The 17,892-nt window shown below is 54.0% G+C and carries 1 protein-coding gene; it reads left to right on the forward strand.

Annotated features, from left to right (window positions below; translation table 11 throughout):
• Window positions 1–281: 281 nt before the first annotated feature.
• A partial coding sequence (locus R3C20_24260; protein MEZ6043624.1) for a DUF4347 domain-containing protein occupies window positions 282–17,892 on the forward strand: 17,611 nt, incomplete at its 3' end.

Below are 17,892 nucleotides of genomic sequence, written 5' to 3' on the forward strand. Positions count from 1 at the left end.
CCAGGTGCTGCAGTCCGCACATTCGCGCAATGCGAGACAGTCGTTGAGGTCTCGTTTGCCGGTGCACATTTCCAATCGTTGTCAAGCTTGTCGTTCCGGTAGGACGGTCAGATTTTCCGAACTAGTTGGATACGTGCTGCCAGAAACTGCGCGGACGGAGAGGTCGGACGCTGTTCGTCATAACCACTCCAGCTGCTGCATCTGTCTCAATCAGCCACTTCTGCACAGCACGATCACATTCTTGATTCGCACAGTACGGATACCTCTCGGACGGGCCCAACATGTCTCTCAGTCAATGGATTCGCTCACTCACCAAAGCCACTCTGAACCGCAGGAACCAGCCGACACGGCGAAAGTCAGGTGCCGCTCAAAGCCTGCAACGTGCCGCTCTACAGAGTGAAATGCTGGAAAACCGAACTCTATTGTCCGGTGATCCTCTGGATGAGCTCACCAGAATCGGTGAAGCCGGTGCAGCTCCAGACGCTGGTGATCTCACCCTGCAATCTGAAGAAGGACTGCAGCAACACTCACAATCTGCCGATGTTTCGCTCGAAGTTGCAGGTCAGGAAAATCTTCAGCACATGCTGGCGGTCGTTGACGGAGGGATCGACGGGTACGAAGCCATCGTCGATGCCATCGGTACCATTGCGATGAACAATGCGCAAATGGAGATCGTTGTTCTTGACCCGGATCTTGACGGCGTCGATCAGATCAGCCGTATTCTGAGTCATCGCACCGATATCGATGCGCTGCATCTCTTCTCGCATGGAAGCAGTGGAGCGATTCGGTTAGGCACCACCACGCTGGACTCCGCCGCTCTTGAAGCCATGAGCGATACGATGGCCGGATGGGGGCAATCCCTGACAGAAAATGCGGACATCCTTCTGTATGGATGTGAGATTGGAGAAGGCCTCCCCGGGATCGAATTTCTACATGCCTTCTCGGCAACGACGGGCGCTGACGTCAGCGCTTCGATTGACCTGACCGGGGACTCACAGCAGGGCGGCGACTGGGACCTTGAGGCAACCACGGGATCCGTAGAGACACCGCCACTGTTCGACAACGCGCCGCCGGCCTTCCACGGCGTGCTCTCCACAATTACCGGCAGTCAGCTCATTGCTGCAAATGGAGATTTCAACGGACAGACGATCGATGCCACAACTAACCCGACGGTTGTTGACACACTCAACCTGACCGGCGTCACGGGAAATCTCACGATTACCCTGTCGAAAGCCTCAGGAGCGGCAAAGGTAAACATCGTTATCAGCCGCAGTGAAAACAGCGTAACCAGTACGGTCACGTATGTCCTTGCGCAGGGACGCGGCGGAGTTCCCAATATTCTGGCCGGCAATAATGCCACCCAGCGCCTCATATTCACTCTGAACCGAGTCGGCATCGGTACCCTGGACCTGTCGACCCTTTCCAATGTGCAGGTGGCCATCGGCAAAAGTGCCACAAATGTTCACGGCGAGATCACCCGTGGTGGTTCGGCTGAAATCATTTGCAGAACGGCCGGAATCGACACACTGTTAATTGGACGTGTTGGCTCTGTCGGGGATGTCATGGATATTGCCATTCTGGACGGGGCACAACTGGCCACGCTGAAGAAAAAATCCGGATACAATGGAAAGCTGAATTTGTCCTTCCCGGACAGCCTGAACACATCAAACCTCGATAAGATTGATGCGAAGAACATCGCAACAATCCCGCTTCCGACGGGTACAAGAGCAGACGGATTTACCACTGCAAATCTGAATAAAGTGCAGGCGGGCAAGGGCGACCAGGTAATTGATGCAGGCTCCATTGCTAACCTGACTGCCGATGCAGGCGAAGGCGATGACTTTATTGTCGCCGGTGCAGGCAATCAGACGCTCATCGGAGGCCCAGGCAATGACAGCTATGAGTTCAAAGGACTCTGGGGAGACGATACGGTCACCGAACTGGTCACCGGGGGTACCGGCGACAAACTCGATTTCTCCGCCATCGCATCCGGAATCACCGTTGATCTTTATCGAAGTGATTTATCCTCAGGGCTCAGCGGAGTGCAGGTTGTTTCAAACACAAACTCAGCCAACAGGCTCGTCAATGCTAAATACATAGAAGCCATTGTTGGGCCAAATGCAGACAATACTTATCGTTTCAACGATGCCTGGGGATTCCAGAGCACGACTCTGACAACATCCATCTTTAATATCGATGACTCTGCTTCGGGCGACACTCTTGGTACACTGGACTTCAGCAAGGTCACGCATGACCTTGATTATGTCATAGAATCTAATGGTGTTATCACCGTCACTGCAAGGGTAACCCATACAGTAACGGGCGGACCCAGAGAGTTTACATATATAGTTAAAGCGAAGAACATAGCAAGCGTTATTGGAGGCAAAGGGGACAACACCTGGCATATCAATAGTGATACAGCCCTCCAGGGGGGAATTACATCAAGCGCCACGGGTCGAAACTTCTTTGACTATTCCGATTACAGCGGTACTGCTCCGGTTGTTATTGACACCGTTGCTGGCGTCGCAACTGGTCTCATGCTATCGACAGCTCCTGCTTCGAATCAGGAGCTGCAGACATTTTCAATCGGGAACGCAGCAACAGGAACATTCCGCCTGGGAATCGGCTCCATCGTTACGGAACCCATCACGCTGGGCAGCACAACTCTGGAGACGAGGAATAATATTCAGCTTGCACTGGACAAACTCGCCGGTCCAAACCTGTTTGAAGTGCTGAATGCGACTTCGAATTCGTGGCGAGTTCGTTTTGGAATTGCAGCCAACCATCCGGTAATTTCGCTCAATACAAGTGGATTGCGCGATGGCGTCGGCAATCCGGTCACCGGAAGCGTGACAACCAATCAGGCTGGCCGAGCACCGTTCGGCACGGGTGGCTTCGACAGGCTGGAACAGATCGTTGGCGGGCCTTCCAATACGGATATGGTTGTGCTTTATGGAACGGTCGCTACAGGAGGCAGTAAGAGAGATATTATTTATACGCGTGATTCGGATGCAGTCATCAACGGAACCAGTGGCAGTGATATTCTGGTGACCTATGCAGGAAATGACACCGTCGATGGCGGGGCTGGGGATGACCAGATTAGTGGTGGTAACGGGACAAATACTCTTCGAGGCGGAAGTGGAAACGATTCCATTTATGGTGGCAGTGGCATCGACAACCTGTATGGAGATGCCGGGGACGATCTTCTGGAAGGGGCCGCTGGAAATGACAGCCTTCAGGGCGGTCCAGGGAATGATATTCTGAATGGTGGCGCCGGCGACGACAGCCTGCAGGGCGGCGTTGGTGATGACACTTACATTCTGACAAATGGATGGGGAAGCGACACCATCGTTGAAGCGAATGTGGATGGCAAGGACACAATCGACTTCGGGCAGGTCACCAACGACCTGTCATTTGTGTTGAGCGATGGAAAACTGGTCGCAGGCAGCGGCACCGTCACTATTGAAAACAAGCCAGGCTACTTCACTGGCTACAGAAACATCACCGGTAGTTTTTCGGGCGGTGATCTGCTGACCGTTACCAGGGCTGGCAGCTTTAACGAGATTCAGGCGGTTTCACTGGCCGGAGCCAGCGCGGGATCAACGTTCACATTGACGCTTTCGGATGCTCTGAACAATCTGAATTTCAACCGGACGATTACTGTTGGTGCAGATGATGCTGCGACTGCGGCAAATATTCAGACTGCCCTGAATGCTGCTCTGGGAGCCGATTCTGTTAAGGTGATCGTAGGCTCAGTCAGCACGTTTCACGTCGAATTCCTTAAGCCGGGCAACACGGATATTTCGGCGATGGTTCTGGGGACCACGGGACTGACATGGCCTGCAGTGCCAACTCCGGTTTCACTGCAGGAAGCTGCAGTCGGAAAGAATGCGATCTGGCAAATTGACCTTGGGATGGCCAACGGCGGGAGCATCAGCCTGGGCTTCAATAATGGAACCGCCCGCACGGCCTCAAATATCAGCGTGACCAATGATCCTCAGGTGACTGCCGCCAATATCCAGGCGGCGATCGCTTCTTCTGGCGGTGCCGGTGCTTCTGCCAAAGTGTCGGTTGCTGGTATGGGCATCTACAAGATCGAGTTCACGGGGCCTGCTGCGACTGCGGTGACCGGCGGAACGATTACAGCATCTCTGACGTACCCGACGGGCGTCACAGTGCTGCAACACGGACAGTCCGGAGCAGACATCCAGCAAATCGATCTGACGAATGTCGCCAGTGGATCATTCACATTGAAGATAGGCAGCCAGGAAACCGGTCCCGTAACATGGAGCACGACACCGGCAACTACGGCAGACCGGATTCGGGACGCGATTAATGCGACCAGTCAGGGATTCAAAGGTCTGTTTGCGAAATTTAAGGTCAGTGTGAAAGGCACGGGCACCGCGAATGATCAGACTTTCGAAGTCACATTCCTTGGACCAAAAGACAAGGATGTCGCAGATATCTCCGTGAATACATCTGATCTGCTGGCGTCATCCGGAAATGTTTCGGCCAGTGTAACAAGCCTGCAGAATGGCCAGAGCGGTGGAGGCCCCAGCGCCATCGAAACGGTGATCGCTCCGAATGCTGACACCACGATGTACTTTGGAAACGAAATCATCAATTCCATCGGGGATGTCGCAAAACAGGCACTGATTCCCGCCGAACTTCGCAACTACGGCGAACTGACGATCGATTCGAGTACGTTGACGAGCAACGGGCACCAGTTGACCCTGGATTTCAGCAACGTCACGCGTCCGATGGAGTTCGTGTTTGAAAACACGGCCAAAACGGAAATTCAGCAATTGATCCTGAATGCCACGGAATCTCCCGTCGGCAGTAAGTTCCGTTTACAGATCGGATCTGTGACAACCGGTGACATTACGGTTCAGGGCAAGGACAGCCTGACTGCGAGGGCCATCCAGCTGGCTTTGAACTCCGCATTGACGGGGACATCACTGGACGGAGTGACGGTCAAGGTCGCGACATCTCTGCTGACGTCAGGAAAGTACGAAATAACATACAGTGCATTTCAGGACGTTCCACTTCTGACTGCCATCCAGGACACAGCGACAGGCAGCGCACAGCTGAGTCAGGCGGCAACATCGGTTTTGCGGGAAGGCGTAAGTGGTCAGATTCAGCTGACAATCGAAAAGACCTATCAATGGCCGGAATTGTTCGAAGGCAGCTATGTCGCAGAATTGTGGAACGAGTTGTGGGGCCAGATCAGCTACGACAAGGTCGTCATCACAAATGTCGATTCGAACACCACAATCATTGGCGGCAAGAACGAAAACACTTTCAAAATCCAGGGGGACGCAACCTTTGCGGGAAAAATTGTTGGCTTGAAAGCGTTGCGTCCACTGACATCGTTCCTGGACTACGAATCTCTCACCGGCGCGGTGACGCTCGATTTCCCCAACATCAACACCATCAATACGCTGGATATGTCAGACAGTCTGGCCAGCCAGCCAACCGTCGTGAATCTGACGCACCTGGTCAATGATGGCGCGGTGAATTCTCAAACGGTCACCGAAGCACAGGACGGTCGAGAAGTTCAGAGACTGGTCATTCCAACAGCGACGTACGGAAAGTTCGTGATTGAGGGCTTTCGGGCTGATGGAGTCACGACGTTTGAATCATCCGTGATCTCACTTCACAACGAAGTGGGTGGCGGCGCTACGTTGACCTATGGAATTGTTTCCCCGGTGGAAATCGCCAGTCGCATTGAACAGGCACTGAATACCGCATTGGGTGAAGCCACAGATCAGGGAGTCAAGGTGGCTCCTGTCGCTATCGTAAATACCGATGGAACGAAATCCATCGCGTACGACGTAACATTCCAGCGATCGGGCGTCAACTACAAACCACTGGAAATCAACGATGTCCTTGCTGCGGGCGTCACGCCGGTCAAACAAATCGTTGCGCTGACCGCAGCGAATATCACTCCCATGGGGACGCCCAACGCTTCGGCCGTCACTGTTGATTTGACAGCGGTCACTGGCGTAACGAATGTTCGGCTGCAATTGACAACCGATTCAGGACTGCGTGTCACAACGGCATCCACCCCGCAGACCGTAGCCGGTCTGAAAGCGGCCATTGATGAAATCGTCGTCGCCAGCAATCTGCTCGAGGCACTGGGGCCGGTGGCCGTCACCAGCAATTCGGCTGATACTTACAATATCTCCTTCCCTCGCGGGAACGTGGCAATTTCTGTTCTCAACGCCGCGGACGACACTGCCGTCGCGGACGCGACTGTCACAGTGACACAGTTTGCCCAGAAGAAGAACCGGGTTCAGAAGCTGACATTCAATGGGGCAACATCCGGGATTGTCGACGTTGGGTACTCGATCGCACGGCCCGGTCAGGCTCCTCTCTCAGGAAAGATTTCGCTGGATCTCAACAGCGCTAACCCCGCCACGACGCTGGAAAATGCGTTTGATTCGGCGCTGACACTGGGCGATGTATCAGTCACCGGTGATTTAGCCAGTGGATTAATTGTTACGTTTGAAACCGATCTGAATGATGTCGTTTTCGTCAGGGGAGAAGTTCGGCCGCTGACGCTGACGGCGCGGACAGCTGTCAAACCTGCATCGGCCGGCAGTACGCCCGTCGGCCCGGTCGATGTCGTACTCCAAAGCATTGTTCACGAAGTCCAGCGTCTGACTCTGACGGATGCAGTTTCGAATACACCAGCAACCGGTATATTCCGGCTGACTGTGACGGATCCCGCAACCAGCTCTGCAAAGACAACAGCAGACATCGCGATTGGAACGACGACAGAAGCAACAGCGACCAACATTCAGGCGGCGTTGAATGCAATCACGGTGCTTGGCACCAATGCCACAATGGTGAACGCGAATCCTGCCGGTGGCTGGGACATTGAGTATCTGCTGCCAGGAAATATTGCGTCGGCGGCAGTAAGTACACAGCCGACCGGAGGAATGATTGCCGTAACAACGCTGACCGAAGGCAGCACCAGCAACAATAGTGTTCAGAAGTTCCACCTGAATGCCGCCGATGCGGGTTCCTTTGCGTTCAGGATGAACGGAGAACTCACTCTCCCGGTAAACCTCCAGTCCGGAACTGCGACAGCCATCGGAACAATCGATGGATTCGCCGTAGCTGGTCGCATCAAAACGGAGCTGGAGAGACTCAAAAACCTGACAACAGTGAACGTTAAGGCGTATCGAACAACGAACGGGCTGACGACGCTGTTAACCGGGTCCGCTGCTGTTCCGGCCGGAGAAGTACATTTCGAAGTGGAAATCGTTTCGCCCGATTCAACACTCGGCTTTGAAAAACTATCCATTGAGGCAGGTGATCTGCTTCAGCGCCATTCTGCACCTGTAGACTACAGTGTGATTACAGTCCATGAAGGTCGCCGGGCCGTTTCCGAAGTACAGAAACTGTCGCGTCTGGATACGCTGAAATCGGGCAGCAATTTCCAGTTGGCATATGACGGCGGCACGTCTGAGGCCACAGCCTATACAACGACTGCGATTCAGGCTTCATATGACAGTTTAACTCCTTCTGCTGGTTACGCTCAGGTTATAGGTACTGACGCCAACACATGGCTCGTAACATTCACCGGGAATATGGGTGGTGACGAATCGCTGAGTGGCATGATCACGGATAATGCTTCGCAGCTGGCACAGAAGGTCCCATTCTCTGATCTCCGGCACGGAAAGTTTGGCAATACCCCTGGCGCGACCGGATTCACCGGCATCGTGCAGAACATGTCCAACATCAACTACGGAGCCGGAGTCAATCTGCTGCTGGGATCGAATGTATCCATCTACGAAGCGTTGCTTGCGCAGAAGGCGCCAGCTATTTCAAAGAGCTCTCTGTTCAGTGATGCCAGCTTCTCACTTGGCAAGAATGTCTTTTCCGTCGGCGGCAATCTGTTGAGCACATTGTTTGATGACGGCCGCACAGGTGACGGTCGCTTCTCCGGCGAGGGCGTGGCAGATGTTGCAAAATTCGTTACAGACACTCTGACAAATACTCTGCTGAGCGGAGAGTTGAGTTTTGGTGAACCGACAATTGCCCCCGGTGTTCATCTAATGTCAGGCCTGACCGGCGGCGACACCTACAAGTTTGAGGGGTTCTGGGGGGCCGCAGCGATTGTCGAACCGCCATCGGTCTACGCCGGTGTTGATCTGAACCTTGGTTTTGACACTCTGGACATGAGCGCGGTCAGCGGCGATGTAACTTTTGATATCTATACATTGTCCACAGATAACATTGGGGACTGGCAGGCCCGGCTGAATGCACTGGGGCACCCGATGCCTCTTTCGATTGGCATGACACTGGTGCTGGCTCGAAACAATGCCGGGACGAAGTTTATCGAACAGTTTGCCAGTGCGGTCGGTGGCAGCGTAGACGTGGATGGTTTCGGCCTCAACTACATCATTGCAACCGGCATCGAGAATATCATTGGCAGTGGTGGAGAGAATACATTCAAGTTTCACGGCAATGCGCGACTGGATGGTTATGTCGCGGCGGGTACGGATGGTGAAATCAAGTTCGACTACAGCGACTACACTCCGTCAGGTTCCACCGTCATCAATGGCAATACGTACGACGGTGTTGTTGTCGATGGCACTGCTGGTCTGAGTTTTGGTATCCCCGGCACGGAAGCCCCGCTTCCAATTCTTGGAACATTTGCGGGAGCAAATGTCAATTGGGGAAGTGCCACCGGCGTACTTGGAAGCCGTCTGGTCGGGCTGGACCTTCTGGTTCCCGGCAGTGCGCTCGGCAGCTTCGCCCCCACTAACAATGCTGTGGACGGATTGAAGTCTGCTGTCGGAACCGCGCAGTCGGATTACCTGCAGGGGAATGACGAAGACAATGTCTTTACAGTCGGCCACGGTGGTAATGACTTTGTCGACGGCGGTGAACACAAGAAGGACGGTGATACGGTCAGTTTCGAGGGGACATCGAATGACACCTTTGTGGATTTGAAGAACGGTGTCGCACACACGGGACTTTCCGCGGGCACAGTTCAGTTTGCTCGCCACAGCGTGCTTGCATTGGGTGGCAATCATGGAAGCTTTACGCTGACGCATGAAACCAATGTGGCGACCATCACCGCCGGTCAAATGACAGCAACCGGCATTCAAACGGCTCTTGAGGGACTTGCGAGTATTTCATCGGGCGACATCCGTGTCGTGGACCTGGGTGGAGGTTCGTTTGATATTCAGTTCCTGAATTTCAGCCTCAGTACCGCAATTGCTGTCAACGTTGCAGATCTGAAGACTCGCACTTCCGGGATCGTTAGCTACACATCGGGCACCGGTGCCCTGGTCGTGACCGGCAATGCCGGGACCTTTGTGCTGACTCATCAGACGAATGATGCCACCATTCATATTACGGACGATGCAGCGACTATTCAGTCGACGCTGGAAGGTCTGGCAACCATTGGATCGGGCAATGTCACCGTATCAGGAACTGCCGGCAACTACACGATTGCGTTTCTGAATGGTGTGGATGCAACACTGTCGACAGACGCATCGAATTTGTTCACCGACGTGAATGGAACCGGCACCTATACGCCGGCAACCCTGCCGAAACTGACCATCGATGCCGATGCAGGATTATTCACACTCACGCACGCCGGAAACAGGACAGCGAGACTTCAGTTTGATGCGTCTGCCGAAGCAATACAGCAGGCACTGGACAGTCTGGCAAGTTTGCACGACGGCAATGACGCGACGGTCAGTGTGACAGTGACCGCGACCGACACTGCCGGTGTATTCACGATCGCGTTTGGAACGGGCGTCACAGCACAGTTGCTGTCGACCGATGCTGACCCTGGCAGCTCAGACGGGGCTGGCCTGCTGAAAGTCGAAGCCACCACCACCAGTATCACGCTGGGCCATATTGAAAATATCCAGGATGGTGAAGGGAATGACTTACTGACAGGTGACGACGGTGACAATGTCTTCTACTTCTCCGATGATAGTGGCAAGAATCTGGTTTATGGCGGTGACGGGGACAACAAGCTGGACTTTTCGAAAGTGACCGATGATGTCACCGTAACAGAAGCTCACGGCGGCCTTGTTATTACCTGGGGTGAGAATCGAGTCACGGCATTCGGAAACTTCGAGGTCGACGGAATTGGTGCTCGACAGGCTGGAGCCATTAAAGATCTGTTCAGCAAGAAGTTGCTTGGCGGAGATCTCGAACTGGGCTCCGGAGGCACCCCCAATAGTGGCACCTCGCTGTCTTCCGGAAGTGACGTAGCCGGTCTGCTGACGGAAGCAGTATCTCGATGGAATGCCATCCTGCCTTCTGTTCTGGATCTGGACGGATCTCAGATTAATGTCATCGTCGGTGACCTCGGATCAACGATTGCGTCGGTGGCGTGGAATGCCACGTCATCGAAATACGACGTCACACTGGATGACAATGCCGCTGGCGGCGGATGGTACGTCGATACCGCGTTTACAGGATCGACAGCGGATGATGAATTCAGCACCGCAGCTCCGAACGGAGTCGATGCGCTGACCGTTTTGATGCATGAGCTCGGCCATATCGTTGGGATAGACCATCCGGCCGTGGCTGATTCCGGCAACCTGATGAATTCAACCCTTCGCAAGGGTGTTCGGCTGAATCCAGCTACAGAGAATGTAGCGACCGGACTCACATCAGAAGATGCATTTGCAGCGGGTCTCGACCTGTTTGGTGACTGGGCTCAAAACCTGGGAACCAGGATCAGCGATACTCTTGAAAACGCAACAACCATTCCGTTCACGGATATCAGTCTTGCCCAGATCCTGGGTATCACGGAAGGAGTTGATGCGTTTGGATCGATGATCAACACAAAAGTGGATTCGATCGCTCTTGCAATCGACAGCTACTTCAGCACCAACTCAGACCCTAATACCAACGACATGCTTCTGGCATTGCAGGCACTGTCGAGCAATGGCATCCATGTTTCTGCGACTCCGGGAATCCAGCAGTACAATGTGACCATCGATCTGGCGACCTGGTCGAAGTCGATCGTGCTGGATTTGAGCGACCTGTCGATCGACCTGAGTTCCGTTGGTATCGATGCTGAATTGCCGTTCAATTTCGGGCTTTCAACGACGCAAAGCCAACCCATTCAACTGACGGCGGGCGTCTACCTGGACTTCGAATTCGGTATCGACAATCAGGGCCAGTTCTATGTGCTTGATCCGGAAGTCAGCGCGGGAGTTGAGCTGGGCGAAATCCAGCAGAACATTATCGGGGTCGACGTCGATGCCAAAACATTCACAATCGCCGGCGATGCAACCACGCTGCCTGGCCACGTGAATTCGGACAATGGTCACTATGTTGCCGGAGACCGAATTGCGGTGAGTGGTTCGACAGGCAACAACAATATCTACACCGTTGCTACGGCCACCTACGACGTATTCACAGACACCACGATCATTACTGTCACTGAAGACATTGCAGACGAAACAGCCGATGGTTCACTCATCAAGACAATGGATTTTGGAGTGAATCTTGGTCCTCTGGGGCTGGAATCGAATGACGCCGTGCTTTCTCTTGGGATCTCTGCAGGTATCGGGCTCGACTACAAATTAAACATGCTGGAGCTTCAGCAGGGCAGCGACGCCTACAGCCTGATCACCAGCCTGAGTCCGTCGCTGGGCGAAGACAGTCATTACACCATTGTGCTCCCGATCGAATGGGCGGGCGTGCTGGATGGTATTCTTGATGGCACAGGCTATGTCACCGCTACCAGCGCGATGCTGCAGCCAGGCACTACGATTGCCGGATTTCTGGCTGCTATCCCTTCAACGATTCAGATATCAGGAATGTCGGATCTGCTGAAGTTCAGCGGCCTGTCACTGGACACCATCCTGGCAGCCCTTGAAGACACGGCAGACGACCTTGTCGGAACGGATCGCCAGCTGCATGGTCAGTTTGTCGGAGGAAGTGTCGACTCAGATGGGGAATTCACCGGAGGCATCTTCAAGGTGTTTGGAGAGGTCTGGCGGGCAGGTACTCCAGTGGCACTGACCAGCTCGTACACGCCGGTGGAAACGAACGGTGACCAGAATGCCATCATCGTTGAAGACATGAATGGCGATAAGCTTCGCCTTTCAGAATGGTCATTTGGTGGTAATTCGGTTTACGGGATCGCAGTCCCTGTGAATGCCAACGACTTTGAACTGACGGTCTACACCCTCGACCATTACCGAATCGTTCAGACCTATTCCGCAGATGATGTCGCACTGAATCTGGTGACGGCGGACGCCCTGACAGGCGTGCAGCTCGATAACGGTTCTTCAACATCTGCCGGAAATCTTTCACTGGTGCGTGTCCGCGACGGAGAGCTCTACAACGACATCCCGATGCTGGGTGTCAGCCTTGCGGATGTCCTGGGTGAAGGAGCGGTCAGTTTTGCTGCGGGCTTTGGTGATGCGATCGGCACGATTCGCGAGAAGGCCAGAAACATCAAAGAACTTGAATCTGAGCTGAACGCTGAGATCAACAGGTTCTTCAATTTCACCACTCCAGTCGACTTTGTGACACTCGCCTACAACAACGGGGCCTTTGATTTTGACTTCGACTTCAGCCAGGCCATCGAAAGAACGTACAACCTGGAACTGGACATTGATCAGCTGAATCTGAAGCAGTGGCTGGGCTTTGATCCCGGTGAGTTTCTGGATCTCAGCCTGACAGCGCCGGTGAGCGTGTCAGCGTCGGTGGCGATGCACCTTGGGTTCGGCTTCGATCTCAGCAATGTTTTCGAACCATCGTTCTACGTGGATGCCGACACCGGCATCAGTGCGAGCGTTGTTGGTGCTGCACCGGACGTCGATGCAAAATTAAGCATTGATATCCCGGCGATTGGTTCGATCGACCTGCCACCGATCGGTTTGTACGTCATCGACGGTTCGGCGGAAATTCGAGCGGACTTCTACGCCAACTTTGGGGACCCGGCTGCTGACGAAGACGGGGACGGACGAATCTCGCCGTTTTCATTGAAGTCTGCATTCCAGGCGGAACTCTCTGGTTCGGCAGTGGCAGATCTGCCCATCTACTTCCCAACGACGTCGATGCCTCTGGGCGGTACCACGGAGGATTCTGACGGGAACGGCGTCGCCGACAATGCTCTGCACGCAGAAGCCAGTTTCAGCGTTGATGAAACATTCACGCTGCAGACGGACTACAGCTATTCCCTGCCAAATATCAGCATGAAATTTGACGCGGTGCAGGCAATTATCGCCTTCATTGACAACGCCGAAAACGTGTTGCATGGCATGGAAGGGTTCTTCGACGGTATCGATAAAGTTGCCAATGGCATTGACAGCATTGAATTGCCCGTCATTGGCGGATCTGCCTTCGACAGCCTCGCCAACAAGATTCGCAGCATCCGGACAAGTGTGCTTGGACCGAAATCTGCCGGGGTCTACACCGACGGGCTGGGAAAATGGCTTCAGGATCAGGGCAGTAACAGCATCATTGATGCTGTTCTGAACGAAATTCGGCAGGAACTGTTTGATGGATTCACTCAGCTGAACCTGAGCACCAACGCCGTCAGGATGGAAAACGGCGAACTTGTTATCGATCGCGGTGTGGGCGCGCTGTTCGCGTTTGTCGTTCCGGATCTGGACGAACATGGTGCGAAGCAGTTCGACGAAACCGGTAAGGTGAAGGTGAAAGTTCCTCTGAGTGCGGATGAAATTCAGCTTGCCTTTTCCGAAAATGGTCTGCTGACGTTCAATCTGATGTTCGGCGGAACTCTGGTGGATGGCAAACTGCCGGTTGAATTCGGCGTTGGCATTCCGGGTGTCAGTCTGGATGTGGATATCGAAATCCAGACAAAGATCGATTACCTGATGGGGATCGGCCTTGGGATTGGAAACGTCAGCCGTACATCGGTTCCGCAAATTGGCTTCTTTGTCGACACCAGTGGCATCAATGCTCAGGGTGAAGAACTGGCTCTGGATGTTTCGGCTGAACTCGGAGCCAATGACACCGCAAGCGGAACCCTGGGCTTCCTGGCGATGAATTTCGCTCAGATTGCCGACCAGAAGACCGGACTGTGGGGACACTTTGGCGTCAATATTCAGGACGCTGATGGTGACGGCAAGTGGAAAATCGGCGAGGGCGTTTCGCTGCAAATGAATGCATCAGCGTTCGCCGAAGCTCACCTATCTGCAGCCGTTGGCACGACTGCAGGCAGCCTTTTGCCATCTGTGCGCACCAATATCCACTACACACAACTGCTCGGTCAGGTGACGCTGTCGACCAACGGAAAAGCTTCGTTCGATTTCGGCAGTCCGGATGTGATCCTGGAAAATGTGACGGTGAATGTTGGGTCGCTCTTCAGCAGCTTCCTCAGCGACACACTGAACACAATTTATGACGTCGTTAAGCCTTTGAAGCCGGTCGTTGACCTGTTGTTGATGGAAATACCGCTGGGCGGAATTGCCAATCCTCCCATTCGCTTCATTGATATTGCTCGCCTGCGATTGCCGGCCAAGGTTGTGGATAACATGACCAAGGTGCTGCAGGTCGTGAAGAGCACAATCGAGTTTCTTGAAACAGTCAGTGTCCTTTCAGCTGCCGGCGACATTAACTTTGGCACGTTCCACCTGACCGAGAACACGCTTGAGAATCCTGACGCAGAGCTGAACGAATCGGATGCTGCCTCCACAGGGACCACAAGCAACAGCCTGACGACAGCGCAGAAAAATGCACTCAAAGGTCCGGACCAGAAAGGACTCGATACAGAACAAAGCACGAAGAGTGCCGCAAGCAAAGCCAAGAAGCGATCCAGCGGCAAAAACTTCCAGATTCCGGTTCTGGAAGATCCGATGTCACTGCTCGACTTCATCATGGGTCGAGGCGAAGTCGATTTGTTCTGGTACGACCTGCCAGATCTGAACCTGGTATTTGACTACAGCCGCAGCTTCCCTGTTTTTGGTCCCCTGAATGTCGGCCTGTTTGGTCGAGTCGCAGCGACCACCAACTTTGACTTTGGATTTGATACACGCGGCCTGAGCCAGTGGAAAGCGACTGGATTTGATCCGGCGGAAAGCTGGAGAATCTTCAATGGCTTCTATCTGGATGACCACGGTCAGGAGAATACTCCCGGCGACCAGCCGGAACTGACACTGAACGCCGCCATTGGTGCGAGCGTATCTCTGGGTATTGGCGGCCTTGTCGAAGCCGGAGTTCGAGGTGGTCTTGAAGCCGAAATCACCTTCGACCTGAACGACTTCGAAACTCAGATTCTGAACGACCTGCCTGTCGGTGACGGCAAGTTGTACGGCAGTGAACTGATCGATCGCCTGGGGCATGGCATCGAATGTCTGTTTGATGTCAGTGGCCAGTTGTCCGTCTTCCTTGAGGCGTACCTGTGGATCGGGGTCGACCTGGGCTTCAGCACGATCACGCTGTTCAAGGCCAGTAAGCGGTTTGTCGACGAAGTCATCGCTCGATTTGACTGGGAATGTATTCACGACGCGCCAACGTATCTGTCTCAACTGACAGACGGCGTTCTGAATCTGCAGTATCAGGATGGAAACCGCAACGCCTATCCGGCTCCTTCCGGATATCGCTATAACGTCACGACACTGGATATTGACGAAAACCTCACGCTGGCTTCGCTGCTGGAAAATGGTTTCTTCGATCCGGAATACACAACACGTGAAGAAGAAGTTGCGTTAAGAGACAAGCTGGCTGGCTACAGAACCGACAACGATGGAGAAAAAGTCGTTGTCGTCAGCAATGGGCAAAAGGTCGACGTCTATCTGGCCAGCGAAGTGGACTCCATTTCGTCCACCGGTACTTCCGCGCGGGACATGTACACCCTGAAAGAGCTGGAAGGCTCAGTCAGCAGTCTGACTTTCAATCTCGGCGACGGCGACGACACGGTTGTGGTCAATGCCGTCGAAACAGCCAGTGGCAGTGGTCTGACCAGCATCACGATCAATGGTGGTGCCGGTGCGGATAATATCCTCGTGGACGCTTCGAATCTGAAGGCAACGGGCGGTACGTATGTCCTTTCCGGTGACGCTGGAAACGACAGAATCAGTATCACAGGATCCCATGCTGACTACAGCGGTGTGATTATCAACGGTGGTACGGGCGACGATAAACTGTTCGGCGGTGACGGCCCCGAAGAAATCTACGGTGGAGTCAAGAACGGTTCCGGCTTCGATGGTTTCGATATAATTATCGGAAACGACGGAAACGACATACTGGATGGCGGTGACGAGTTTGAAGGGGATGGTACGGCATCGACGACTCGCAATCTGGCCATCTATTCCACAACAACAGGTTCGATTTACAGCCCGTCGTCGAACCCCGAATTGCGTGTTTCTGAAATCTATCAGGCTGATGGAAGCCCGTTCGCCTACTACGATAAAGAGGGACGTCCCATCACTTCGGCTCCGAATGCTGAAGGTGAAGGCACTCTGGTAACGCTCACCCGCGACAATTTCTCCGTCCGGCAGTATCCCGGGGATGTGATTGATGGCGGAGCCGGCAACGACACGATCCGCGGTGGACATGGCTTCGATCTGATTGATGGCGGAGCCGGCAACAATACGATTTACGGTGAGGAAGGCAACGACACCATTGAAGCCGGAACCGGCGCAGCTCAGGTTTACGCGGGTGCGGGTGACGACTTAATTAACTGGGAGTATCGACCGTTTACAGCCCAGTCTGCTCCAGTCCTTCTGGGTGATGCCGGAACGCGGGATGAGCTGAAGGTCCGAATTGCGGATTCAGCGGATGGCGATAATGCCATTGTGGTGCAGAACAATACAGCAACCACAACCAGTACAACGGACGTCTCTGTTTCCGTGGACGGCCGCATTGTTGTCATCGATGGCGTCGAGAACCTCAGCATCGACAGCCGAACCGGTGCGGATACCATCACTGTCAATGATCTGCTCGACACCAATATCGAATCGGTAGAACTGCAGCTTGGCTCCAATAAGGCCACGGCATGGCAGGTTGAACGCGACAGTGACGGAAACCAACAGGTCTTCCCGGCCAACTACGGTGCTACTGATGAGAACCCTGGCGGCATTGTCGCCAGTACAAACAACCTCAGAGAAGGTCAGTACTTCTACCGTTACGATATCGCAGAAGGCGGAAGCTACCGATTTAATGACGATGGCAGCCCGATATTGTTCAGCATCGTCGAACCGGCCGTCGTCTCCGGGACCGCTAACGAAACCCAGCAGATTGGGCTGGGTGATGGTCTGGATCGTGTAATCGTCTACTACGGTTACAGCGATGCCACATCTGCAATCGACAACGGATACATACCGGATTCGATTGTGGACAATGCCCTGGAACGCGGGAACGGCGTTGAACTTCATGCGGGCATGACGGTTGCTGAAGTTGAGTCGGCACTCGAAGGCCTGGACGCCATTGCGGATGTCACAGTCACTGGTGCCGGCACACTGGCCGACCCCTGGCAAATCACCCTGGTTAGCGCAACGCAAAATCCATCGGACTCTCGATTCAAAATCCTGGCTCAGCGTTATCAGGTGCAGCAGTTTGTGGGTACGCTGCTGCAGCGTGATGATCTTCGGACATCTCAAAGATTCTATCGCCTTGCTGATGAAGACGGCATCTTCCTGTTCAGCGACGATGGAAATCCGGCGACCGCGGATGAACCTGTACTGGTTGAGAAGTTCACCGCCGCCAGTTTGATTGAGGCGAACGCGGTTCAGTTTGTCGCGTTTGAGTCCTGGCAGCTAACGAGCGACAGTGACGCCATTCTTTGGTACGGCAACGAGGGTGTCGTTGTTAAGTCGACCGACACGGCAGAGACCCTGGAATTGCGGCTCGAATCGCTGCTCACCGGCATCGTGGACGTGCGAGTGCTTGGAGCAGGAACCACCAGCGATCCTTTCTCAATCGAGT

It is taken from the genome of Planctomycetaceae bacterium (assembly GCA_041398825.1).
In the GTDB taxonomy this organism is placed as follows: domain Bacteria; phylum Planctomycetota; class Planctomycetia; order Planctomycetales; family Planctomycetaceae; genus F1-80-MAGs062.